This is a genomic window from Staphylococcus borealis (genome assembly GCF_001224225.1).
Classification (GTDB): Bacteria; Bacillota; Bacilli; order Staphylococcales; family Staphylococcaceae; genus Staphylococcus; species Staphylococcus borealis.
In genome coordinates this window covers 123,620-149,625 of the sequence record NZ_CUEE01000002.1, presented here as the reverse complement: position 1 = coordinate 149,625, position 26,006 = coordinate 123,620, and the positions used below count along the sequence as shown (strand labels likewise).

The 26,006-nt window shown below is 34.1% G+C and carries 25 protein-coding genes; 4 read left to right on the top strand and 21 right to left on the bottom strand.

Going from position 1 to position 26,006, the window contains the following annotated elements:
* Positions 1-14: 14 nt before the first annotated feature.
* The 10 genes from racE to zapA all read right to left on the bottom strand — a co-directional run bounded on the left by racE (position 15) and on the right by zapA (position 12,160).
* Positions 15-815, bottom strand: a complete 801-nt coding sequence (racE, locus tag AK212_RS03415; protein WP_053029177.1) for a glutamate racemase — start codon at positions 813-815, stop codon at positions 15-17.
* Between the two features lie 276 nt (positions 816-1,091).
* Positions 1,092-1,940 carry a succinate dehydrogenase iron-sulfur subunit gene (sdhB, locus tag AK212_RS03410; RefSeq protein ID WP_053029176.1) on the bottom strand — a complete coding sequence of 283 codons (849 nt, stop codon included), beginning with the start codon at positions 1,938-1,940 and terminating at the stop codon, positions 1,092-1,094.
* A complete protein-coding gene (gene sdhA, locus AK212_RS03405; RefSeq protein WP_053029175.1) occupies positions 1,940-3,706 on the bottom strand; it encodes a succinate dehydrogenase flavoprotein subunit in 1,767 nt (588 codons plus the stop codon). The genes sdhB and sdhA overlap by 1 nt, the downstream gene beginning before the upstream one ends.
* 124 nt (positions 3,707-3,830) lie before the next feature.
* Positions 3,831-4,445, bottom strand: coding sequence for a succinate dehydrogenase cytochrome b558 subunit (locus tag AK212_RS03400; RefSeq protein ID WP_053029174.1), 615 nt, complete (start codon positions 4,443-4,445; stop codon positions 3,831-3,833).
* 384 nt (positions 4,446-4,829) lie between these two features.
* Positions 4,830-6,617 carry an excinuclease ABC subunit UvrC gene (gene uvrC, locus AK212_RS03395; RefSeq protein ID WP_049395075.1) on the bottom strand — a complete coding sequence of 596 codons (1,788 nt, stop codon included), beginning with the start codon at positions 6,615-6,617 and terminating at the stop codon, positions 4,830-4,832.
* A 96-nt stretch (positions 6,618-6,713) separates the two neighbouring features.
* On the bottom strand, positions 6,714-7,028 hold the full coding sequence (gene trxA / locus AK212_RS03390) for a thioredoxin (protein WP_011276093.1): 315 nt from the start codon (positions 7,026-7,028) through the stop codon (positions 6,714-6,716).
* Positions 7,029-7,223: 195 nt separating this feature from the next.
* Positions 7,224-9,575, bottom strand: coding sequence for an endonuclease MutS2 (locus tag AK212_RS03385; protein WP_053029173.1), 2,352 nt, complete (start codon positions 9,573-9,575; stop codon positions 7,224-7,226).
* Between the two features lie 9 nt (positions 9,576-9,584).
* Complete coding sequence (polX, locus tag AK212_RS03380; RefSeq protein WP_053029172.1) at positions 9,585-11,297, bottom strand: DNA polymerase/3'-5' exonuclease PolX; 1,713 nt, start codon at positions 11,295-11,297, stop codon at positions 9,585-9,587.
* Between the two features lie 74 nt (positions 11,298-11,371).
* Positions 11,372-11,893 (bottom strand): CvpA family protein, encoded by a 522-nt coding sequence (locus tag AK212_RS03375; RefSeq protein ID WP_053029171.1) that lies wholly within the window; start codon positions 11,891-11,893, stop codon positions 11,372-11,374.
* Entirely contained in the window at positions 11,894-12,160 is a 267-nt protein-coding gene (zapA, locus tag AK212_RS03370) for a cell division protein ZapA (protein WP_016930711.1), read from the bottom strand.
* A gap of 277 nt (positions 12,161-12,437) precedes the next feature.
* Here zapA and rnhC point away from each other — a divergent pair, with 277 nt between their 5' ends.
* On the top strand, positions 12,438-13,370 hold the full coding sequence (gene rnhC, locus AK212_RS03365; RefSeq protein WP_053029170.1) for a ribonuclease HIII: 933 nt from the start codon (positions 12,438-12,440) through the stop codon (positions 13,368-13,370).
* 221 nt (positions 13,371-13,591) lie between these two features.
* Here rnhC and pheT read toward each other — a convergent pair whose 3' ends face one another.
* From pheT to AK212_RS03340, 5 genes are all read right to left on the bottom strand, one after another.
* Positions 13,592-15,994, bottom strand: a complete 2,403-nt coding sequence (pheT, locus tag AK212_RS03360; protein ID WP_053029169.1) for a phenylalanine--tRNA ligase subunit beta — start codon at positions 15,992-15,994, stop codon at positions 13,592-13,594.
* The gene (gene pheS, locus AK212_RS03355) at positions 15,994-17,052 is read right to left on the bottom strand and encodes a phenylalanine--tRNA ligase subunit alpha (protein WP_016930714.1); all 1,059 of its coding nucleotides are present in this window, start codon (positions 17,050-17,052) and stop codon (positions 15,994-15,996) included. The genes pheT and pheS overlap by 1 nt, the downstream gene beginning before the upstream one ends.
* A gap of 364 nt (positions 17,053-17,416) precedes the next feature.
* Positions 17,417-18,157 carry a TrmH family RNA methyltransferase gene (locus tag AK212_RS03350; protein ID WP_053029168.1) on the bottom strand — a complete coding sequence of 247 codons (741 nt, stop codon included), beginning with the start codon at positions 18,155-18,157 and terminating at the stop codon, positions 17,417-17,419.
* A 203-nt stretch (positions 18,158-18,360) separates the two neighbouring features.
* Positions 18,361-18,534: a 50S ribosomal protein L32 gene (gene rpmF / locus AK212_RS03345; RefSeq protein WP_002435373.1), complete on the bottom strand. Its 174-nt coding sequence runs from the start codon at positions 18,532-18,534 to the stop codon at positions 18,361-18,363.
* Positions 18,535-18,616: 82 nt separating this feature from the next.
* Positions 18,617-19,171 carry a YceD family protein gene (locus AK212_RS03340; protein ID WP_053029167.1) on the bottom strand — a complete coding sequence of 185 codons (555 nt, stop codon included), beginning with the start codon at positions 19,169-19,171 and terminating at the stop codon, positions 18,617-18,619.
* 126 nt (positions 19,172-19,297) lie between these two features.
* Between AK212_RS03340 and AK212_RS03335 the strand changes: the two genes are divergently transcribed.
* A complete protein-coding gene (locus tag AK212_RS03335; protein ID WP_053029166.1) occupies positions 19,298-20,440 on the top strand; it encodes a nucleotidyltransferase in 1,143 nt (380 codons plus the stop codon).
* Between the two features lie 102 nt (positions 20,441-20,542).
* Here AK212_RS03335 and coaD read toward each other — a convergent pair whose 3' ends face one another.
* Both coaD and rsmD read right to left on the bottom strand, forming a co-directional pair.
* Positions 20,543-21,028, bottom strand: coding sequence for a pantetheine-phosphate adenylyltransferase (gene coaD, locus AK212_RS03330; protein ID WP_053029165.1), 486 nt, complete (start codon positions 21,026-21,028; stop codon positions 20,543-20,545).
* Positions 21,021-21,572, bottom strand: coding sequence for a 16S rRNA (guanine(966)-N(2))-methyltransferase RsmD (rsmD, locus tag AK212_RS03325; protein ID WP_053029164.1), 552 nt, complete (start codon positions 21,570-21,572; stop codon positions 21,021-21,023). The genes coaD and rsmD overlap by 8 nt, the downstream gene beginning before the upstream one ends.
* Positions 21,573-21,641: 69 nt before the next feature.
* Here rsmD and AK212_RS03320 point away from each other — a divergent pair, with 69 nt between their 5' ends.
* Positions 21,642-22,031, top strand: coding sequence for a DUF7147 family protein (locus tag AK212_RS03320; RefSeq protein ID WP_053029163.1), 390 nt, complete (start codon positions 21,642-21,644; stop codon positions 22,029-22,031).
* A 98-nt stretch (positions 22,032-22,129) separates the two neighbouring features.
* On the opposite strand, the gene AK212_RS03315 is transcribed toward AK212_RS03320, so the two are convergent.
* Positions 22,130-22,381 carry a DUF2129 domain-containing protein gene (locus AK212_RS03315; RefSeq protein WP_053029162.1) on the bottom strand — a complete coding sequence of 84 codons (252 nt, stop codon included), beginning with the start codon at positions 22,379-22,381 and terminating at the stop codon, positions 22,130-22,132.
* A 166-nt stretch (positions 22,382-22,547) separates the two neighbouring features.
* Here AK212_RS03315 and AK212_RS03310 point away from each other — a divergent pair, with 166 nt between their 5' ends.
* Positions 22,548-23,477 (top strand): lysophosphatidylglycerol phospholipase D, encoded by a 930-nt coding sequence (locus AK212_RS03310; RefSeq protein ID WP_053029161.1) that lies wholly within the window; start codon positions 22,548-22,550, stop codon positions 23,475-23,477.
* A 231-nt stretch (positions 23,478-23,708) separates the two neighbouring features.
* Here the strand turns inward: AK212_RS03310 and AK212_RS03305 are convergent, their stop codons facing one another.
* From AK212_RS03305 to AK212_RS03295, 3 genes are all read right to left on the bottom strand, one after another.
* Positions 23,709-24,146 (bottom strand): YlbF/YmcA family competence regulator, encoded by a 438-nt coding sequence (locus AK212_RS03305; RefSeq protein ID WP_053029160.1) that lies wholly within the window; start codon positions 24,144-24,146, stop codon positions 23,709-23,711.
* Between the two features lie 25 nt (positions 24,147-24,171).
* Complete coding sequence (locus AK212_RS03300; RefSeq protein ID WP_053029159.1) at positions 24,172-25,230, bottom strand: CAP-associated domain-containing protein; 1,059 nt, start codon at positions 25,228-25,230, stop codon at positions 24,172-24,174.
* 295 nt (positions 25,231-25,525) lie between these two features.
* Complete coding sequence (locus AK212_RS03295) at positions 25,526-25,987, bottom strand: DUF420 domain-containing protein (RefSeq protein WP_053029158.1); 462 nt, start codon at positions 25,985-25,987, stop codon at positions 25,526-25,528.
* Positions 25,988-26,006 lie beyond the last annotated feature (19 nt).

The window sequence follows — 26,006 nt, the reverse complement described above, 5'->3', positions numbered from 1 at the left end:
ATAATTCCTCCTCACTAAGCATCTACACTGATGCGCTCAACTTCAACATCTAATTTTAACCATTGCAAAATTATATTTTTAATATGTACTGTATCTCCAGTAGCAAAGAATCGATGCTCTGGATGGCGCGTATAACTCGCGTGTTCATTACTAAACGTTAATAAAGCACTTACTTCACGCGCTGTCTCTAGTCCAGAGGAAATAACTTTCTTCTCTCCTCCAAAGTAATCATTAATTGGTTTATATAACAATGGATAGTGTGTACAACCTAAAATTATTGTATCTGCATCTGTATTTCTCCATTGTTTTAACGTTTGATGAATGACAATACTTGTAATGGTAGGATCATTGTAGCGCATTTGTTCAACTAACGGGACGAAACCAGGACAAGCTACGCCATATACATGCACATTAGGATTAATGCGTTTAATATGATGTCTGTACGCTTCAGATTTTATTGTCCCTTCTGTCCCAAAAATTAAAACTTTTTGATTCTTAGTTGTCATAATAGCTGTTCTGGAGCCTGGCTCAATAACCCCAATAACAGGAATAGGCAATACTTGTTGCAAATATTCTAATGCAACAGCAGTCGCAGTATTACACGCTATAACTAGCATTTTGATATCAAACTGCATTAGTTTGTTAGCGAGTTGTGTAGTAAATGCTTTTACTTCATCTCCAGGTCTTGGACCATATGGACATCTTGCAATGTCTCCTAAATAATATATTGTCTCATTAGGTAATTGACGCATAATTTCTTTTGCTACAGTCAAACCACCTACGCCTGAATCTATAACACCAATTGGTTTATTCATTTTCATTCATCCTTATAACACATAGTATAGTTATTTTACCATATACATGTTGAGAGTTTGACTAATCCGATTGAGTAAACGTTTTTACACATTTAAATGACAACAAGAAAGTAAGGGGTAGGACATAATTCTTTTGAATTCATTGCCCTACCCCTTACATATGACTAGAACTGAGAAAAGTTTGATTTACACATTTTCTCAGTTCTATCAACTACTGTAAATTCGTTAAGTTGTCACTAATTATGATTTTGGCTATCTTTAACTATTTAAAAAGTATTAATCAACTTTATGGTCTGAACCGAAGAATGATTTGAACATATGGAATGTTGTTTCTCTATTCATAGCAGCGATTGACGTTGTCAAAGGAATACCTTTAGGACAAGCATTCACACAGTTTTGAGAATTACCACATTCTTGTAAACCACCGGCGCTCATTAACGCATCTAAACGTTCGTCTTTGGTCATTGCACCTGTTGGATGTAAGTCGAATAAACGAACTTGAGAAATTGCTTGGGCACCAACGAATTTATTTTTAGGTGTAACATTCGGACACACTTCTAAACAAACACCGCAAGTCATACATTTAGACAATTCGTAAGCGGTTTGACGTTTTTTCTCAGGCATACGTGGTCCTGGTCCTAAATCATACGTACCATCAATTGGAATCCATGCTCTCATACGTTTCAAGTTATCGAACATTCTTGTACGATCTACTTGTAAATCACGTATTACAGGGAATGTACTCATTGGTTCTAAACGAATTGGTTGTTCTAAGTGATCAACGATTGCTGAACATGATTGTCTTGCGCGACCATTGATAACCATAGAACAAGCACCACAAACTTCCTCTAAACAGTTCATATCCCAAGTAACAGGTGTTGTTTTTTCACCTTTACTATTTACTGGGTTACGTCTAATTTCCATGAGACATGCAATCACATTCATGTTTTCTTTATAAGGAATGTCGAATGTTTCTTCATATGGTTTAGAGTCTTGATTATCTTGTCGTTTAATAATCAATTTAATTGATTTTTGTTTTGGCTTTTGTTGTTCTGTCTCATTTGTTTTACTATCGTTTTGGCGAAGTTCTTCGGGAGTTTCTTTTACTGATTGATTGTCAGCCATTATTTTTTACCTCCTTTAGACTTACTTGTATAGTCACGTTTACGTGGTGGAATTAAACTTACATCGACTGGTTCATAAGTAAATTTAGGTGCTTCTTCTTTACCTTGATATTCAGCTAATGTTGTTTTTAACCATTCATCATCATTACGGTCAGGGAATTCTGGTTTGTAATGCGCACCACGAGATTCATTACGATTGTATGCACCAATTGTAATAACACGTGCTAAAACTAACATGTTCCATAATTGACGAGTGAAGAATACAGCTTGGTTACTCCACGTTTGCGTATCTTCCATATCAATATTTTCATAACGTTTCATTAATTCAACGATTTTTTTGTCTGTTTCTAATAATTTATCATTTTCACGTACAACTGTTACGTTCGCTGTCATAACTTCACCAAGTTCACGGTGAAGTTTGTATGCATTTTCAGTACCACGCATATTTAATAATTTGTCAAAACGTTCTTGTTCTTCATCAACACGTTTTTGGTAAATGCTATCATCTAATTCAGTATATGTTGTTTCAACATTTTCTACATATTTAATCGCATTAGGTCCTGCGACAGTACCACCATAGATTGCTGATAGTAATGAGTTCGCTCCTAAGCGGTTACCACCATGTTGTGAGAAATCACATTCACCAGCAGCAAATAGGCCTTTAATATTTGTCATTTGATCATAGTCTACATATAAACCACCCATTGAATAGTGAACCGCTGGGAAAATCTTCATCGGTACTTTACGTGGGTCATCACCTGTGAATTTCTCATAAATTTCAATGATACCACCAAGTTTAACGTCTAATTCATGTGGATCTTTATGAGATAAGTCAAGGTAAACCATGTTTTCACCGTTAATACCTAATTTCTGATTAATACATACATCAAAGATTTCACGCGTTGCAATATCACGAGGAACTAAGTTACCGTAATCAGGATATTTCTCTTCTAAGAAGTACCAAGGTTTACCGTCTTTGTACGTCCAAATACGACCACCTTCACCACGTGCTGACTCACTCATTAAACGTAATTTATCGTCACCAGGAATGGCAGTAGGATGAATTTGAATAAATTCTCCGTTTGCATATTTAGCACCTTGTTGGTAGGCAATTGATGCTGCTGATCCTGTATTAATCATTGAGTTTGTTGTCTTACCAAAGATGATACCCGGACCACCTGTTGCCATGATAACTGCATCTGATCCAAATGATTTAATTTCTGAAGTAGTCATGTTTTGAGCAACAATACCTCTTGCAGCATTTTCATCATCTTTGACTATACCTAAGAATTCCCATCCTTCATATTTCGTAACGAGTCCATCTACTTCGAATGAACGTACTTGTTCATCAAGTGCATACAATAGTTGTTGCCCTGTAGTAGCACCTGCAAAAGCGGTTCTGTGATAAAGTGTACCACCGAAACGTCTAAAGTCTAAAAGACCTTCTTTCGTTCTACTAAACATTACACCCATACGGTCTAATAAATGGATAATTGATGGTGCAGCTTCAGCCATAGCTTTTACTGGTGGTTGGTTCGCTAAGAAGTCCCCACCATAGACTGTATCATCAAAGTGAATCCAAGGAGAATCCCCTTCACCTTTGGTATTTACCGCACCGTTAATACCACCTTGGGCACATACAGAGTGCGAACGTTTAACAGGTACGATTGAGAATAAATCTACATGCGCACCTTGTTCTGCAGCTTTAATTGTTGACATCAGACCGGCAAGTCCTCCACCGACAACAATAATTTTTTTCTCTGCCATAGAAAAGTCACTCCCCTAAAATATATCGATAGCTTAACGTGTTTACGTAAGCTCATATGATAAGCACCTAAATCAATTACTTATCAAAAATTTCAACGTACTATATGTGATTACTATTTATGTTTTATACAAATGCGAAAATTGCTGATACACCAATGTATCCAAGAACTAAGAATACAACTAAAGAAATCCAAGTGAAAACACGTTGAGATTGTTTAGATTGTAAGAATCCCCATGTTACAAAGAATGACCATAAACCATTAGAGAAATGGAAAATAACACATAATACACAAACGATATATACAATGACCCAAAGTGGGTTTTCAAGTGTTTTGTGCATCAATTCAAAATCAACTGCTTTACCAAAGAAGTATTTTTGAATTGTCGTTTGCCATAAATGCATGAAGATAAATATAAATGTCACAATACCTGAGAATCTTTGTAATGCGAACATCCAGTTTCTAAATAATGAGTAATGGCCGATATTTTCTTTAGCTGTGAATGCAATGTGGATACCATATAGACCATGGTATAAAATCGGAATGTAAATTAATAAAAATTCAACTGCGAGTAAAAACGGAATTGATTCCATAAAGCCAGCCGCCTTATTAAAAGCCTCTGCCCCTTGTGTTGCTTGATGGTTCACAATTAAATGAACGATTAAGAATGCACCAATTGGAATAATACCTAGTAACGAGTGTACACGTCTAAGGTAGAATTCATTTTTAGACTTTGCCAAAAGGAGTCCCCCCTGTAAAACTATTAATTTAAATCGCTTATTTCTAAGAAAGTCAATTTAATCAAGTCCATATATCACATAACGATTTACTATTTTATTTAGTACTTGTCTTATTTAAAGATCCTGACATTTCTTCATCAAGAGTCGTTCCAATCAAAACTATGTAAACAAGTAGGACTTAAAAAAGTAAATTGAGTTCGTTATTTTTTAATGATAAATGCAATTATTACATTAATCATTTCTAAAAACACTTTGATGATAATGTTTCTCAATTAGAAAACGCTTCCATACTTTCTTAAAAAAATAAACTTTTTGTTAACTGTATTGTAACATTTTTTATATGTTTTTGGGCTATGAGAATAATTCTCATAGCCCTTTTTTTAATTAATTATCTAACAAAGCTTGTTGTAAGTTATGTGCAACCTTCTCAGGTAAACCTGCTTGTTGTAAGTCGGCAACACTTGCTTCCTTCATTTTCTTAATCGATCCAAACGTTCTTAATAAACGCGTCTTACGTTTACTTCCGATGCCGTCAACAGTGTCCAATACAGATTGTAAACCTGTTTTTTGGCGTGTTTGACGATGGAACGTAATTGCAAAACGGTGAACTTCATCTTGAATTCGATGTAATAAATAAAATGCTTGACTATTCTTTTTCAATGGTACAACGTCTGCTTGTGGTCCATAAAGTAATTCTGACGTTTGGTGTTTATCATTTTTTCTTAATCCAGCAACGGGAATGTCTAACCCTAGTTCATTCTCAAGGACATCTAATACACCTGACATATGCCCCTTCCCACCATCGACGATAATTAAATCAGGCAAAGGCAATCCTTCATTTAAAACACGCGTATAACGACGACGAACGACTTCTCGCATTGACTTGTAATCATCTGGTCCATCGACCGTTTTAATTTTATACTTACGATATCCTTTTTTATCTGCTTTACCGTCAACAAAAGTAACCATGGCTGATACGGGATCTACACCTTGAATATTTGAGTTATCAAATGCTTCAATACGGATTGGTGTTTGAATGCCCATTCGTTCTCCGAGCTCTTCAATTGCTTTTATTGTACGAGATTCATCTTTTGCAATTAGCTCGAATTTATTTTCAAGTGCAACTTCGGCATTATGATTAGCCAAATCTACCATTTCTTTTTTAGCACCACGTGCCGGTTGAACAATTTTAGTATCAACTACGGATTGAATCATAGTCTTATCTAAATGTTTAGGAACATGCACTTCTTTGGGCAGAATATGTTGATTTAAGCTATAGAATTGACCTATAAATGTATAGAATTCTTCTTCTTCAGTTTGTTGTTGTAAAGGAATCATTGTCGCATCTCTTTGTATCAAATTCCCTTGTCGAATGAAGAATACTTGAATACACATCCATCCTTTAGAAACACTATAACCAAACACATCTCTAATCGTGTTATCTGACGACATAATTTTTTGTTTTTTAGTTAAATTATGAATATGTTGTATTAAATCGCGATACTCTTTCGCACGTTCAAAGTCTAATTTTTCACTCGCATCCATCATACGATCCTCTAAATTTTTGAGAATGGTTTTATCTTCTCCATTTAAAAAGTCACTTATTTCACGAGTCATTTGTGCATAGGCTTGTTGATCTACATCATAAACACATGGTCCCATACATTGTCCGATATGGTAATAAAGACATAATTTATCTGGCATTTTGTCACATTTTCTAAATGGATAAATGCGGTCTAATAATTTTTTCGTCTCTTGTGCTGAATAAGCATTAGGATATGGTCCAAAATATTTTCCAGTTCCTTTTTTTACGGTACGTGTAACAATTAACTTAGGGTGTTTCTCTTTAGTGATTTTTATAAAAGGATAGCTCTTGTCATCTTTTAATAAAATATTATAGCGAGGTTGATACTGTTTAATTAAGTTTAGTTCTAAAAGTAGGGATTCTGTTTCACTTGAAGTGACTATAAATTCAAAATTTCGGATTTCTCCTACTAATCTTGTTGTTTTCGCATCATGTGCACCGGTAAAATAGGAACGCAATCTATTTCTTAAACGTTTCGCTTTACCAACATAAATCACTTGGTCATTCCGATCTTTCATTAAGTAACAACCCGGTTCAAAAGGAACTACACTTAATTTATCTTTTATTTTAGTTTTGTAGTCTGACAATGTATCCCCTCCTTCCTAAGAGATTGACTACATATAAAAAAGACGGAGCGATTACATTTATGTAATGCCCCAGTCTCATTTATGTTTAGATTGTTCTTATAGGTGTTTATCTAATACTTCAGCTAAGTTTTCTTTAGGTTGGAAACCTACTACTTTATCAACTGGTTCACCATCTTTAAATACGATTAAAGTTGGGATACTCATTACTTCAAATTTAGCTGCTGTTGATGGGTTTTCATCAACATCTAATTTTAAAATATCAGCTTTACCATCGTAGTCTCCAGCTAATTCTTCTAATACAGGTGCGATCATTTTACAAGGTCCACACCAAGTTGCCCAGAAATCTACTAATTTAACGCCTGATTGAATATTTTCATCAAAGTTTGAATCCGTTACTTTTACGATTGCCATAAATGCCAATCCTCCTTAAATTTTGAATGATGAGCAAATTATAACAGACTTTAGTGGCACGTGCATCGCAGTTGCTCATTTACTAATGATCTGTCAATAATTATCAAATCTCATTCATCTTATTTTATTTTCACTGGCTTAATTGTACGTTATTTTCTAAAAAAATCAACAACACTGCTTAGACGTCAATGTAACTTATTTAAGTTCAGCAACTGTTACGCCAAAGCCGCCCTCACTTGGCATACCACCACGATACGATTTCACACTTTTATGTTTCTTCAAGTGGTTTTGAACGGCTTTTTGAAGTGCCCCAGTGCCTTTACCATGAATAATATAAACTTGTTCATAATTGCTGAGAACGGCTTGATCAATATATTGATCTAATTCGCCTACTGCTTCTTCATAACGATAACCACGTAAATCTAATTCTGTTTTAATCGTTTGACGATTTTGTCTAGTGACCATTTTAGATGGTTTTTCTTTTTTCTTTTTAGTCTTTTCAAGATCTTCAATAGGTAATTTCATTTTAATGATACCCATTTGAACCACTGCTTCTTCTTCACTTACGAGTTCTAAGACTTCACCTTTTTGACCATACGATAACACTTTAACCTCGTCACCTGCATGGATTTCATCATATTTTTGTTTTTGAACATTTTGTTTTAACGATTTTGCTTCATATTGATCATCTAATTGTTTCTTCTTATCGATAAGCTCATGTTCTTTAACGTCGGCACCTTTTTGATCACGTAATGTTCTTAATTCTTTTAAGATTGAATCCGCTTCTTTAGTCGCAGATTTGACACGTTGATTTGCTTTTTCTTTCGCTTCATCCATCAATTTCTTCTCGTAATTTTTATATTGTTCATATTGGTGTTCTAAATCATCATGTGTTGTTCTCGCTTCTTTTAACAGTCTATCTAATTCAATTCGTTGTTCATCGACACGTTTTGAATTCTTTTCAAGAGATTCAATCATTGAATTAATTTCTTGTTCGTCCGTCCCAATCATCGTCTTAGCTTTATTAATAATACCTAAGCTAAGTCCTAATTTACGAGAAATATCAAATGCATTTGAACGACCAGGTACACCCATCAATAATTTATAAGTTGGACTTAACGTATTAACATCGAATTCTACGCTAGCGTTCATCACACCTTCACGATTATAACTATATGCTTTCAATTCTGGATAATGTGTCGTAGCCATGACTAATGAGCCAATATCGCGAACGTGGTCTAAGATACTCATCGCTAACGCTGCACCTTCACTTGGGTCAGTACCTGCACCTAATTCATCAAATAATACTAAACTATTTTTATCAGTCTCTCGCAAAATTTCAACAATATTTTTCATGTGTGAAGAGAACGTTGATAATGATTGCTCAATTGATTGTTCATCACCGATATCACAATAAACATTTTCAAAGACACTTAATTGGCTACCATCTAAAGTAGGAATGAGCAACCCTGATTGCGCCATTACGATAATTAAACCAAGTGTCTTTAATGTAACTGTTTTACCACCTGTGTTAGGCCCTGTAATAATCACTGTTTCAATATCATCAATAAATTCAATCGTATTGGCTACAACCGTATCTTTATTTAATAGCGGATGGTAAGCATTCGGTAGGTAAACCGTTCTTTCTTTATAAAATGTAGGTTTCGTTCCCTTTATTGAACGTGCATAACGCGCTTTAGCAGTTAAAAAATCAATTTGACCCATAACAGATTCAGCAATTAGGCAACCATCTGCTTCAGCAGCAACCATACCTGTTAATTCTGTCAGGATACGCTCACGTTCAACTGCTTCGTCATTTCGTAAACGGCTAATTTGATTATTCATTTCAACAATAGATGACGGTTCAATATAAAGGGTTTGACCAGAGGCAGATTGATCATGCACAATCCCTTTAAAATCTTGTCGGTATTCCGCTTTGACTGGAATAACATTACGATCATTCCTTACAGTAATAATCGCATCAGATAATTTCTTCTGATTAGCCTGACTCTTAACGATACGATCTAAATTTTGACGAATGCGTTGATTCGTACTTGAAATCTTGCTACGTATCCCTTGTAATTCATAACTCGCGCTATCATACAAATCATGTGTATCGCATTTTTCATTTATCTCTTGAAATAGATCTGACAAAATTGGTAATTGGTTCATTTTGTCATTCAAAATTGGATACTTAACAACGTTCTCATCTTCTTCTAACAATTGATTATAAAATGTTTTAAACTGGTTCTGAACTTGTATCAAACGTTTAACCAAATTAAGTTCTGTTACATTAAGTACACCGCCAATCGTTGCTCGATGAATTAATGGTGAAATTTTGGCTAAACTACTTAAACTTGGTAAACGATGTTTATTATAAATTTGTGATATTTCATCTGTCTCATTCATTTGAAATTCCACTGTTTCAAAGTCTGTGGCTGGAGACATCTTAGACACTTTTTCACGTCCTAAGTCACTGATTGTCTCAGAAGCAACAAATGACTTAATTTTATCAAATTCTAAGACGTCTAATGTTTTTTGTCTCATACAATCCCTCTATTTCTTCAACTTTTTATTATTCTCAACAAAATCTTTAAATGCTTGACGAGACATCGTGTTTATTACTCGTTCTTTGTTTACAAATCCTTTTTGAGCAGTTGCTACACCATATTTCATAAAGTCTAAATGGTCTACATGATGTGCGTCTGTATTGATTGTTAATGTAACGTTAGGATATTTCCTTACTGTTTCAGCATTTAAATCCAAGCGTTTAGGATTTGCGTTAATTTCCATTATCGTATTTGTTTCTTCTGCTAATTGCATTAATTTTTCGATATTCGGTTTGTAACCGTCTCGTCGACCAATAATACGTCCTGTTGGATGTGCAATGTGTCGTACATATGGATTTCGACATGCATTTTCCAAACGTTTCATAATTTCTTCTTCTGATTGGTTAAAACTTTGATGAATGGCTGCAATGATGTAATCAAGTTGTGCTAACACTTCATCATCATAATCTAATGAACCATCAGGCAAAATATCCATTTCTGTGCCTGAATATATATCTATTTCTGAATACGCTTGATTGAGTTTTTTGATTTCTTCATTTTGTCGTAATAAACGTTCTACTTGTAAGCCATTAGCGACTTTTAAGCTTTGTGAATGGTCAGTAATCACCATAAATTGATAGCCTTTTTTAATATTTGCCTCAATCATGTCTCGGATAGAATACGCACCATCACTATAAGTGGTATGCATATGAATATCTCCATTGATATCATCTAAAGTAATCATTTGACTTAAATCTTTATCAAATTCGCTGCCATCTTCTCTTAGCGCAGGTGCTATCCATTCACTACCGAAATGTTGATAAATCGCTTCTTCGCTCTCTAGCTGTAGTAATGACCCATCTTGCTGTTCAATACCATATTCACTTACTTTTTCATTTTGCGCTTTGGCCATCTGTCTAATGCGAATATTATGCTCTTTAGAACCTGTAAAATGTTGCAATGTGTGGTAAAACGCAACTGGTTCGATAAGTCGGAAATCTACACCAATCGTTTCATCATCGTACGTCAACTCTAATGATACTTTGGTCTGTCCAACAGCAACATCTTTAACTTTATTAGGTATATTTAAAAGTTGTTGTTGTACTTTGTCTGGATGCTCCGTACTGATAATATAATCTAAATCCTTACTCATTTCTTTATATCGACGGAAACTACCCGCTTCGGAATATTTCTCGATATCATCTATAGTTTCCAAATAATCGATAATGATACGATTTAAACCACGCATTGTATCTATTGGGTAACGGTCTTTTTTAGCACCTAAAGCTTTAACTGCTTCAAGTATATTTTGTTCGGTTTTTTTAGCGAAACCACTCAGTTCGCTCACTTTCCCACTTTCACAAGCTGATTGTAGACTTTCTTTATCAGTAATATTCAGTTCTTTGTATAACTTAGCTATTTTTTTGCTACCTAATCCCTGAATCTTCATTAATGGTATTAAACCTTCTGGAACAAGTTGTTGCAATTCTTTCAAATAACTTGATTCACCAGTATTACGATATTCATTAATCACATCGCCTACACCTTTACCAATTCCTTTTAACTCAGTGACATCTTCAATTTCATCAAGTGGACGCTCATCAATTTCTAAACTTTGCGCCGCTTTTCTATATGCTGAAACTTTAAACGTATTGTCTCCATTTAATTCCATATAGATAGCAATTTTTTCTAATAATTGAATTACATCTTTTTTTGTCATTCCAATCACTCCATAAAAAGAAGACCAGGACATTTAACAAAGTAGCCTTGTCCTGACCTTATATCAGTTTTGTATTATAAATTTAAAATGTAAGACGAGAAAAATGGTGTATGAAATAAGATAAGTTTCCCTATGTACGCATGTTGTAAACTATGTTGTATCCACTCAATCGGATACAATGCTAACACATATATGAATAACTGAAGAATAACGACAGCCATGACTACACTAATTAAACTACCAAAGCGTCTACTCATTTGATTTATCATTCGATACGTCACTATATTATCAAAAGTAATTATAATAAGATATAAAATCAACTTACATATTGAGGCAATGAGTAAAAATGCCATCACTTTATCAAAACGTTGCTGCAAATCATTAAAATGAAATGCATACGCCATATCATACGCAATCGTCTTTGGAAACGGTAAAAAGACAATTAGTTGTTGACTTATACGTTGGTAAAATTGATGTGCTATGATAAATGACACGATCGTCGAACATAAATGTAAACTATTTAACCATATTCCTCTTCTATACCCCATGATAAGACTATATACAATAATGATAATGATCGTTAAATCAATAATCATCTATTCTTCTCTTTGCTTTAATTGTTGTATTTCTTGTAATAATTTACGATTTTCTTCTTCTAGTTTAACCTTTTCATGCATAATGTTTACTGCAGTTAGAATTGATTTTCTAGTGGTGTCCAATCCGGTTGATTTACGTCCCATTTCTCTTAATTTTTCATCTACTAAATGTGCTACATAACGAATATGCTCCGGGCTGTCCTCACCAATGATGGTATAATTCTGATCGTTAATCGTGACATTGATTCGATTTTTAAATTCTCCCATAGCAATAACTCCTGACATTATTTATTCTTAAAGCTATCAATGGTTACACGTAGATAACCACATCGTCTCGTACTTCAATTGAATGCAATTCTTACATAATTTATAAAGTAGAATATCACAACTAATTATACATTAGGATATGTTGTTTGGTAAGTAGTGATTACGGAATCGTTATAAATAATACATCTAACACACGTTATCTATTCTGAAGTGTAATCATAATATGTTATGCTTATCTATGTTTTATTATATTTTGAAAAGTGAGGTCAACTAGCGTATGGCAAACGTCGTTCATAAATTATCAGAATCTGAAATCCAAGACTTATTACAACACATTACATTTGAAACATCACAATTACCTCCAGGCATGAAGGCACGGACGAAATATAATCAAGCTGTAATTAACATATATAATTCAGGTAAAGTCATGTTTCAAGGTAAAAATGCGGAAGCTGTCGCACAACAGTTGCTTTCAGGACATTCTACCTCTTCTACCAAACCAACAACGTCTCAACAATCATCTGACCAAACATTGGCCTATAATCATTTTAATTGTATTGGTAGTGACGAAGCAGGTAGTGGCGATTACTTTGGACCTTTAACTGTATGTGCCGCTTATGTTTCAAAAGAGCATATTCAAATTTTAAAAACGCTAGGTGTGGATGATTCCAAAAAATTAAGTGATCAAAAAATAATTGAGCTGGCCGAACAATTAATCACATTTATTCCGCATTCTTTATTAACATTGGATAATCCCAAATATAACGATAGACAAGCGATAGGTTGGTCACAAGTTAAAATGAAAGCTGTACTTCACAACGAAGCTATTAAAAATGTAACGCAAAAAATAGACTGCAATGACTTAGACTACATCGTGATTGATCAATTTGCTGTGCGTGGTGTTTACCAACGTTACGCATTAAGCGCACTCCCCTATCCTGATAAAACAAAATTCGAAACGAAGGGGGAATCTAAATCATTAGCAATTGCAGCTGCGAGTATTATTTCTCGATATGCTTTCGTTAAACATATGGATCATATATCACATAAAATGAAACAAGTGATTCCTAAAGGAGCCAGCAATAAAGTAGATTTGATAGCCGCGCAAATCATCGATAAACATGGGATTGAAACACTAGATGCGATTTCTAAGAAACATTTTAAAAATCGTGATAAAGCGCAACATTTAGTGACTAAAAAGTATCAATAAACATTAAAAATGCTAGGACAAACTAATAAGATAATGCTACTTTGAAAATGCGCAGTAGCTGACTAATTTGAAAATGCGCTTAAATCAATCTTTTCAAACCTAGTCTTCATTCTAGCGAGGCCCTAGCAAAGAGAATTTCACTAAAAAATCATACACGCAAAGCAAGATGGGAGCGAGACAATGAATTGATTTAAATTTCTGTCCCGCTCCCTTTCCTACGATTATCTAATTGTAGCGCCCTGTGCTTGTAATGCTTCTAAAATCTTATCGTGAACTTTAGATACGCGTTCATCAGTTAATGTATCTTCAGTATCTAAATAATTCAAACGAATTGCTATTGATTTTTTACCTTCTTCTAAATGTTCACCTTCATAAACATCAAATACTAATGTACTTTGTAAGATATCCTCACCATTATCATGAATGGTTTGTTTCAATTCTGAAGATGGCACTTCATGATTGACTTCTAACGCAATATCACGTGTTACGCCAGGGAATCTAGGAATTGGCGCATAATTAATGTATCCTACTGCTACGTCCATCATTGCATCATAATTTAATTCGAACACATACGTACGTTTTAAATCATTATCAGCAGCAACTTGTGGATGCAATTCACCAATAAAGCCAATTTCTTTGCCTTCTAACGACACAATTGCTGTGCGCCCTGGGTGTAAACCTTTAATTTCTCCTGCTTTATAGCTCAATTCTAAGTTTAATTTTTCAGCTACTCGGTCTACAACACCTTTGGCTATAAAGAAATCAATTTCTTCTTTTTTACCTTGCCAAGCATTAACAACATATTCTCCTGTTAAAATACCACTTAGATATTCAACTTCATCTGGAAGCTCTCCTTCACCATTGCCAAAGAAAACACGACCAATTTCATATAATCTCACATCTTTATTTTTACGTGCGACATTATATGCAGTTGCCTCAATTAAATGTGGTAATAAACTTTGACGTAACGTTGCGTGTGCTTCACTCATCGGCATTAATAAACTGATAGTTGGACGTGCTTGTAATGCAAAGTCTTTCGCATGTTCTTTAGACACTAATGAATATGTGATGGCTTGGTTTAATCCAGCACCTTCAAGCGTTTCTTTAACTGTACGAGTTTTATGTTGACGATCTGTTAATTCTCCACTTGTAACTTCTCCGAAAATCGGTAATGATGAAGGGATTTCATCGTAACCGTAAATACGTGCAACTTCTTCAATTAAGTCTTCTTTAATTGAAATATCTTTACGACGTGACGGTACATTAACCGTTAATGTATCATCATTTTGTTGCGTATCAAATCCTAATTGTTCAAAGATTGCTTTAATTTCATCGCTTGATAAATCAAAACCAATCGTTTGATTCACTTTATCAGCTGTAATATCAATTGGTGTCACAAATGAACCTAAGTCACCTGCTGATACTCTATCTTGTAGTACTTCACCAGAAGCATATTCTTGCAATAAGTAACATGCTCTGTCGACCGCTTCATCGACAAATTCTGTTGCAATACCTTTCTCGAAGCGACTAGAAGCTTCACTACGTAAATTTAAACGGCGTGAAGTATGACGAATTGAAACTGGATCGAATATTGCGCCTTCAATCACGACATTGGTCGTTTGGTCTGTTACCTCTGAGAAGTCTCCACCCATTACACCAGCTAATGCGATAGGTTCTTGCCCATTCGAAATAACGATATCAGTGTCCACTAATGTGCGTTCAGTATTATCTAATGTTGTCATTACTTCTTTATCTTTAGCTTGGCGTACGACAATGTCTTGAGAACCGATATGGTCTTGGTCAAACATGTGTAATGGTTGGCCATATTCTAATAATACATAGTTTGAAATATCAACAACGTTATTAATTGGACGAATACCTGCTTTAATTAAACGTGCTTGCATCCATATTGGAGATGGTGCGATGGTTACATTTTTAACAACACGCGCACTATAATACGGCACCTTTTCAGGGTTATCAATTGTAACTGATAATTCATCTAATGCAGAAGTTGCAATTTCATTACTTTCAGTTGACGGTTTCGTCATTTCAGTTTGATATAACGCTGCCACTTCGTAAGCTGTACCAACCATACTTAATGCATCAGCACGGTTTGGTGTTAAATCAAATTCCATTACTTGGTCATTTAAATATAACGCAGTTAAAGCATCTGTACCTGGTTCAACTTCATTAGGAAAAACAAAAATCCCATTCTCATATGCTTTAGGTACTACATTGCTTGAAATACCAATCTCTTGTAATGAACAAATCATACCTTCGGAACGTTCACCACGTAATTTAGCGCGCTTAATTTTAATGCCTCCTGGTAAGCGACCACCCACTTTCGCTACAATAACATGTTGACCGGCATCTACATTCGGTGCACCACATACGATTTGAACCGCTTCTTCTTCACCAATGTCTACTTGGCAAATATTTAATTTATCTGCATCGGGATGTTTTTCTTTTGATTGAACATAACCAACCACTAAATTTTTAATATCTTTTGTATAATCAATAATGTCATCCACTTCAATCCCTGTACGGGTAATACGCTCAGCTAAATCTTCAACCGATACATTTGCGTTAACGTAATCTTTTAACCATTCATTTGAAATCAACATTATGCTTCACCTCTATCTTCAACAGCTTTAAATTGCTCAAGGAATCGAACATCATTTGTATAGAAATGACGAATATCTTCAATGCCGTATTTCAACATAGCGATTCGATCAGGCCCCATACCAAATGCGAAACCTGAATATTCATTTGAATCGAAACCAGCCATTTCAAGTACATTTGGATGTACCATACCCGCACCTAAAATTTCAATCCATCCTGTATGTTTACATACGTTACAGCCTTTACCTTTACATTTGAAACATGATACATCCACTTCAACAGAAGGTTCAGTGAATGGGAAGTAGCTAGGACGTAATCGAATTTCACGGTCTGCACCAAATAATTTTTTCGCTACTAATTCTAATGTTCCTTTCAAATCACTCATTTTGATATTTTTATCAACTACCAATCCTTCAATTTGAGTAAATTGATGACTGTGTGTCGCATCATCTGAATCACGACGATAAACTTTACCAGGACAAATAATTTTAACTGGTCCTTGTCCATTACGTTTTTCCATTGTACGTGCTTGTACAGGAGATGTATGTGTGCGCATCAGGATTTCATCAGTGATGTAGAAACTATCTTGCATATCACGTGCTGGATGCGATTTAGGTAAATTTAATGCTTCAAAGTTATAATAATCTTGTTCTACTTCATAACCATCAACAATTTCATAACCTAATCCTAAGAATAAATCTTCAATTTCTTCTACTGTTCGTGTTAAAGGATGTTTAGAGCCAATACTGATTTGACGACTTGGCAAGGTCACATCAATGGTCTCTTCTGCTAATTGTTGATTTAGTTTTTCATTTTTTAGAAGTGTTTGTTTTTCGTCTAATTCAGTTTGAATGGTTTGACGTAATTCATTCACTTTTTGCCCATATGCTGGCTTTTCTTCATTCGGTAAATCTTTCATGTTTTTCATCAAGCCACTTACTGAGCCTTTTTTACCTAAATATTTAACTTTTACATCTTGTAATTCGCGTTCATTTTGAGCTTCATTAATATCAACAAGTGCTTGTTGTTTTAAATCAGCCATAGAATCGTTTTGAGTCATTGACTTACACCTCTCATTTTATGTTCACTTTGTGTTTTACTATTTTATTCATAAAAAAAGACTTCCATCCCAATAACTGGGACGAAAGTCTTTCCGTGGTACCACCCAAATTTATGCTTACGCATACACTTGCAAACGTTGTTAACGAAGACATACTCCGACTTAAATTTCTTTAAGTAACCAAAAAGATGAAAGAAACTAATTCGTGTTGGAGTGAATTCCAGTCACGTTCACTCTCCCTGTACAACACGTTCTATTAGTTAAAGTCTTTTTATCGGTTATATTTTTAATTTTTATGCATTGATTTACCAATTTACATTATTCGTTGTGTATCTCTAAGTATAGCCGATTTTAATTCTCAGGGTCAACCTTTCAAATGATAAAGTAATATACTACCTGCGATGGCTACATTCAAACTTTCCGCTTTACCATAAATCGGGATTGTTAAATTTTGTGTAGTTTCATTTAACAATGCTTTGTTAACGCCTTCGCCTTCATTACCTAGTAGTAAAGCAAACGTTTCTTGAGAAGCTACTTCTTTATAAGGTTGCGCATTTTCAAGTGCCGTACCATACACAGGCCCGTTAAAGTCAGTTATAAACGTCTTCAAATCTGTAGTAATTACTGGGATATGGAAGACACTGCCTTGACTTGCGCGTAAAACTTTATCTTGATAAGGGTCAGCCGTGCCCTTTTCCATAACAATTAAATCAATGCCTGCTGCATCAGATGTTCGAATCAAAGTCCCTAGATTCCCTGGATCTTGAATTCTATCAATTAACAATACTTGTTTGGCTTGGTTAATGTCATATTCTGGCTTTTCAATTACAGCGAAAAACCCTTGCGGTGTAATCGTACCGGATAGTGATTCAGCCACTTTCATATTAATTTCATACGTTTCTTCCGCGTAATCTATAAGTGCCTCATCTGTTCTACTTGGTTCAATCACAAATAATTGTTTAATCACGATGCCACTTTGGTATGCTTCGTCAATAAGATGAATGCCTTCAATGAGTGCTTGTCCTGTTTTATCACGATCTCGTTTTTTCTTTAATTTATTCGCATTTTTTATTTTATTATTTTGAACTGATGTAATTTGTTCCATAATTATCTCCATTATTGTAACTAGATTGTTTTGTTTACACATTTATATTAACATAATCGAATTGATTATAATGAAGCCTTTCATATAATGCGTAAATTCATTACATTTTAAAGCACATTGTATTTAACGCTTTAATTATCGATAAAAAAGGAAGCAATGAACAAAGTAAAATTGTTCATGCTTCCTTCAAATTCATACGTCGATTATTTAGAAACGACTTCTTCACCATTGTAAGAACCACAGTTTTTACATACGCGGTGAGATAATTTGTATTCGCCACAGCTTGGGCATTCAGTCATACCAGGTACTGAAATTTTGAAGTGAGTACGACGTTTGTTTTTTCTAGTTTTAGACGTTCTTCTTTTTGGTACTGCCATGATATATCCTCCTTAATATTAAACACATATCTTAAGTGTTAGGTCATTAAATCATTATACAATAATTTAAAACAACCTGCTATTACTCTTTATCGTATAATTGTTGTAATTTTTGAAGCCTAGGATCAACTTGTTGCGTTTGGGAATCATTATTGTCTTTTTCTTTTTCAAGTTCGATCATTTGATCTTCGTCAATAACTTCCCAACCATTACCTTCTGTAAGCATTTGATCGCTATTCTCAGAATATGCTCTCATCGGTTTCTCAATGATAACCAATTCTTCAGCAATGTTTCGAATGTTAATCATACCATCAGTCGCTAGATGATAATGTTCATCTTCTTCAACTTCTTCATCGGTATAACTATCATAACCTTCTAAATCAAATATTTCAGATGTACGCACGTCTAAAGGAACTTCTACAGGTACAAGCGTACGTGCACAAGGCATTGTATACGTTCCAGTTAAATGCATATCTGCAATAACTTCATTTGATTTAACAGTTAATTCACCTTCAACATTGATTTCTGATAAATCAATCAAGCCTAAGGGTTCTATTAAATGTTCAAAATTCGCCGTTTGATTAAATTCAAATGGTTTATCTTGATATTTTCTTAATTGCGTTATTGACCATTTCATATGGCTTCACCTCTAACAAACACAAAATTTATTTTAACTTTACAAGTATAAGTTGTCAAGATTTTTTCTTAACATACTTTCTTCTGTTACAATACTAATAATGAATACTGAGAGGATGAATTGCAAATGAAAAGTGTTGGACTGATTTCAGAATATAATCCATTCCATAACGGTCACTTATATCATGCCCAACAATCTAAGATACAGTCTAATGCTGAAATCGCTATTGCAATCATGAGTGGCAATTTCGTTATGCGTGGCGAACCCGCAATCTACAACAAATTTTTACGTACTAAGATGGCTTTATCAGGTGTAGATTTAGTCGTTGAACTCCCAACCATTGCCAGCCTATCATCTAGTGATTATTTTGCAACATTTGCAATTAAAGTAGCTCACTATTTAGATATTGATACGATCGCATTTGGCAGTGAAATTGATAATCTTGCACGCCTTGAAAAGGTAGCAACAAACATCAACGCACTTGAGCAGTCATCACTTTTTCAAGATTTAATTAAGCAAGGCAAACATTATGCAAAAATTATTGATGACTTGGTTGAAGACCCCGATGTCTTACACTCACCGAATAATATACTAGGTGTCGCATACATAAAGGCAATCAATACCATTGATCCGACGATTAGTAAAATTGCTATTCAACGCCAATCTGCCACGCATCATGATCAAGACATTAAACATGACACATTTGCAAGTGGCTCAGCTATAAGACGGGCCTTAATAAATAACGATAATATTTGGAAGGATGTTGTACCATCCAATATAACTTGCCTATATGAGAAACCACACCTTTTAAAGCAACAGACATTTAATTTTATTAAATATAATATTTTAAGTCGTTCTTCTACAGAATTGTCACAAATTTATACAATGTCCGAAGGCTTTGAACACCGACTTAAAGCAAATATTCAAAGTGCACCAGATTTTGACACATTGATGTCATTAGTTAAGACCAAGCGTTTCACATATACGCATATTCAACGTGTATTGATGCAATTATTGTTGAACATAAAGAAAGATGCGTTCAAAGAGGATATTGAGGCTGTACGTATTTTAGGAATGACACCTCAAGGCCAACAATATTTAAAGTATTTAAAAAAGAAATTCCCAAATCGTTCTTATGTAACAAATATAAATAAGAAGACGGCCACTTTATTTGAAAATGAAATTAAAGCGACACATATTTATAATTTACTATCTGGTCAAATAGCTAATGATTTTAATACCCCAGTGATTATTAACAAAAAGGACTAGAAATGAGAAAAGCTTAATTAAAATAACTTCTCAGTTCTAGTCATCTTTGCGGGGGTGGGACGATGAATCTAAAAAAGAATTCTGTCTCACTCCCTTCAACTATTATTTTTTAAACTTTTCTTTCAAAGCTTTCTCTACACTAGGTGGCACAAAATCTGAAATATCAGCTTTATATTGTGCCACTTCTTTTACAACGCTTGAACTTATAAAAGAGTAGTTCGTACTTGTCATCATATACATCGTCTCTACATTACTATTTAATTTCTTATTCATTGATGTTAAACGTAATTCGTACTCAAAATCACTAACTGCTCTTAGTCCTCTAATGATTGTTTGAGCACCGATTTTATCACAAAAATCTACTAACAAGCCGTTATAATTATGTACTTGAACATTAGATAAGTGTTTAACAGATTCTTCTATTAATGCCATTCGCTCATCAATATTAAACGTTCCAGTTTTATTACTATTCTTTAGCACACAAATATGCAATTCATCAAAGCGCCCTGCACTACGCTCGATAATATCAATGTGTCCATATGTAATAGGATCAAAACTACCTGGAATGACTGCTTTCGTTTTAGCCATTTTGCTCTCCTTTTTCTAATAACAAAGTATCAGTAAGACCATAGTGATATTGTTTAATCACTTTGAATCCATTTGTGTTGATTTGTTCATGGTTGCTAAACTCACAAATGATGATACCATTTTCTTTTAATAAATTAAACTCTGCAATCTGCTCCAAAGCTTTATCAATTAATCCTTTATTGTATGGTGGGTCAAGGAAGATATAGTCAAATTGAATGTCTCGTTTATTTAAAGCTTTTAATGCTCGATCCGCATTATTTTTATAAACTTCTGATTGTTCACGTAAATCTAATTGCTTTAAATTTGCTTGGATTACTTTAACAGCTTTAAAATTTTGGTCGACAAAAATGACCTTCTCCATACCACGAGATAATGCTTCGATACCTAATGCGCCACTTCCGGCGAACAGGTCTAATCCCAAACCGTGTACGTCTTGTAAACTATTAAAAATCCCTTCTTTTACTTTATCCATAGTTGGACGTGTATTACGACCTTCTAAACTTTCTAGTGCTTTACTTTTATGTTTACCAGCAATAACTCTCATCTTGACTTACACTTCCATTTCTCTAGGTTATTTATTATAATTTGTTGTAAAAAGGAGAAAGATTATATTATGAAACAGTCATTTATTGTTTTAGGTGAAGGATTAACAGACCTATTTGAATTTAATACATTAATCGAATACAATCATCTTCGAATCAATAAAATAGTATATTTTAATACACCACAATCTTCAAAACAACTTTCGTCAGTAGCGTTGATTATGAACCCTACTTCAGGCAATCATTTCCAGGCAATGTACATCATGCTTAATGCACTTAAATATCCATATCCTAACAGTAATAAAAAATTTGAACTCATAAATAATCAAGCAAATCAATATAATATCCCTATATTGGGCGTAGATGTACAACCACCAGAAGCGTTCCACACTTTGGACCAATATTTTAAATATTTAATTAGTGTCTTACGACTACAAAATTGGATTCCACCTATGCAGTAACAGCGTTAGCTATGTCATTATGTAGTCAGAGAACCACTAAAATGAGACATCCGATGATTGTAATTGTCGCGATTTAAAATAATAATTTAAATAACGATTTATAACATTTCATGCTTTTCTTTCTCGTATGTTTTTTTCAAATATTTATAAGGTGATCCATCTATATCAACAACATACTTAAGTTTCATTAATTTATGAACAATTGCGTCTGCGTCTTTCTCATTAACATACAACACTACATATTTACGTTGTTTATTTGTATAAATGATATGACCATACTTTCTAATTTGACGTTCATGTTTAATATGTTTTAAATATATAATCAAACTCACTCTAGGAATTAATTCCATACTATACACACTCCATTTATTATGCATAATAACTATACCATGTCTATTTATTTTATAAAATCCTTAAAACGATATCTTGCATACCTGTTGATTAAATATCTATTTACTTTTGCGTTAGTGCAAAGTTTGGTACGCTTAATTCAATAATTACGAGGAGGCGTTATAAATGACGAATAAAAAAAGATGGGCGCTTAATTTAAGTTTAGCGAGTGTTAGTTTTTTAGGTAGCTTATTTTTTATAAATAAAAGCAATAAAACAGAACATACGAAGGAAATACCTAAGTTCTTTAGTGGTCAAGCACCATATATCTTTGCTCATAGAGGTGGCATGGCGGTAAGACCTGAACAAACTCAATTAGCATTTGATAACGCCGTTGCATACAACTTGGATGGTTTTGAAACGGATGTTCGACTGACTAAAGATGAAAAATTAATCGTCTTCCATGATGCAACTGTAGATCGTACTACAAATGGTTCTGGCAAAGTGAGCGACCATAGTGTTGCAGAATTGAAACGCTTAGATGCTGGTTATCATTTCAAAGATATAAATGGTTTATTCCCATATCGTGGTCATAATGAAGCTAAAATTTTAACTTTTGATGAGCTGTTAAAAATGTATCCCAACATGTATATTAATGTTGATTTAAAAGACGCACCTGATAGCTATGAAGGAACCGTTGCACCTACAAAAATGTATGAAGATATCATTAATAACGACGCACAAGATCGCGTACTTGTAACTAGTTTTTATAAAGAACAAAATGATCGTTTTAGAAAGATAAGCAATGGCCAAGTAGCGATTGGTGCGAGTCAAAAGGAAGTAGCAGAAGGCTTTATTAAGTTTAACACTGGATTGGGTAACACATATCAACCTGTTGCTGATACATTTCAAATGCCTACGCAATTTAAAGGCATTCCCTTAACTTCTAAACGTTTCATTCAATGGCTAAACGTTTTAAATATTGTGCCTGGTTTTTACGGCATCAATAGTACTGACTTAATGGTTGATTTATATCGTAAAGGGGTTCATACATTAGTGACTGACCGTCCTGATTTAGGACAACAATTTAAAGCAAGCCTTCAAAACAATAAATAAAATACTTTAAGATAATGTAAATGGGAGTGGACAGAATTCTTTTGAATTCGTAGTCCGCTCCCAGCTTGCTTTGCTTGTAGAATTTCTTAGTGAAATTCACTTTGTTGGGGCCCCACCCGCAAGGATGACTAGAACTGAGAAAAGCTTGATTTAAGCGCCTTCTCAGTTCAGTCAGCTACTGCGAAATTGCACAATAGCATATTTATATCATTTATGTCCCAGCCACATCTTTTATTTCAAACTACAATTGCATGTGCCACCCGTTGCACAACCATCATGACCGGTCTTAAAGAATGGATTTCCCGCTTCTATTTTTACATTTTGCGAAACTGACAGCGCAATCTTGCTTACTACTTCATCTATTAAATTCTGTAGTGATACTTCTTTAGATTTATAATCCATAACCACAGGTAACATTTCATAAGCTCTTTTACGTCGTCTTGTTTCTAACATGACTTTTTGATAATCGGGGTGATATTTTCCAAACCGCATTACCTCATCATAAGCAACCTTAGATTTCAAGAAGGCTTGATACATGAGATGTGCTTCATCATCTTGATTCAATCTCTCTTGAGCTTCCCGAAAATCATGATACAGTTCTGATTGAACAATCATATCCGAAAGGCCTTCGATGTCATCAAGGATTGACATTGTTTCTTCTGTATACAATGCAAAGTCTCCTTTCTAAATTAAATTATTTTTCTAAGAAAATAAGTGAATAGTAATCTTTCATGACTTCTCCACCCATTTCTTCATATTTAGTATTTAACATTCTAGAACGGTGCATATCAGAATTCATCCAACTATGAATTAATGTTGGTACATCATCAAAATCATACCCAACATTTTGACTTGTCGTAGTAAATGAAATATTCTCATTACTTAGTTGGCTTTTTAACGCATCCTCTGTAAACTCAACATCATTAGAACCAGTTGCTTCGTATAAATTTACTGATGCAATATGCGCAATATCCGAGTTAACTTTTAACGGTTTAATGTTTTTTAGCTCTCTCATCTCATTAGTAATTTCGTATAGCGTCATTAATTGGTTCGGGTTTTGTTCATAAGGCAGTTTATCTTTCTGAGCATTATTAAAATTGTCTCCTTTATCATCTTCTTCAGTCTCATTAGCTAAAGGATACAGTTTAAGAAATGCTAGTGCCTCTTTATCTAGAAAGCGTATGCCCATAATTTGATTAGATTGTTGATCAACATACACTTGTGCATACACATTCCCATATTTTATTAATGTTTGTGTCTTGATATCTTCATCAGATAGTTCAAAATTATAACGTTGACCATCCACTTTAATTGAAGGATCGGGGTTAATACTTGTATTTTCAAAGATACGTGACGCACTCTCGTTTATCTTTAAAGGTGCGACATTTGCTTTATTACCTGTAGCATAAACTGACTTTATTTTATGTTCTTTAGTTGAAACGATATAATATTGATTATCTTTCTTAAAGACATAGTTCATATAATGGCCTCTAAACGGATATGTACGACTTGCTTGGCCAAATTTATCAGTTAGCGTATCTATATCTTTTCCAATCCATGTACCTACCCCTTCCTTAGGTGCGGGATTTTCAGTGGTATTGTGCGTCTTAGGTGTTTGATCTGAATGATTGGTTGACACGGTTTTATTTGGGTTCTCTAATACATCAAATTTAAGTCTTGGTGAGTAAAATAAATAAATAAGAAATAAAACTAAAAATATTACACCTAAAACTTTAATAACTAATTTTGCCATCTTTCACCCACCTATTTTGAATTATATCTATTGTACAAAATAACTAATTTATTAATCAAGATATCCTACTTAAGATGACACTTGTGGCATACCCCGTTTTCTTTTTGTCATTAACATTATCATATTAAAAAAGGGAGCAGGGTAGAATTCTTTTTGAATTCATTGCCCCACTCCCACAAGTATGTCCAGTATAAAGAAGCGCTACTTTAAAGTGCTTTCTATTACAGTATACTGCTACGACATTGCTAAGTAGTCACCACAAATTATGTTGTCTGCTTATAATGATATGAATTGATTATAGGCCTAATGTAGCTTTAATCAATGACGTTGTTTCTCCACCTGGGTAAAATACATATAGTAGTAAGTAAACTGCTACACCAGTAATCGCTGTAAAGAACCAAATAATTGATGCAATTGGTCCTGCTTTTCTATGCCAATTAAACTTATCTTTGAATGCTGTAATGATTTGAACTAACCCAAGAACGCCACCAATTGTAGCTAAATTAATGTGGAATATTAAAAATATCTTATAATACGTTCTTACTGAATCTGGTCCCCCAAAATCTGTATTACCTATAAATATCGTTCTTGATGCATAGATAATAAAGAAAGTTAATGCAAAAATTGCTGCCCATAACATTGTTTTCTTGTGCTTATCTATATCTTTATGCCAAATTTGCCACCAACCAATGGCAACAAAAATAGCACTTATCACAATACAACTTGTACTAATCGTTGGTAGAATTGGTAAATTCATATGTTTCATCCTTATTTAA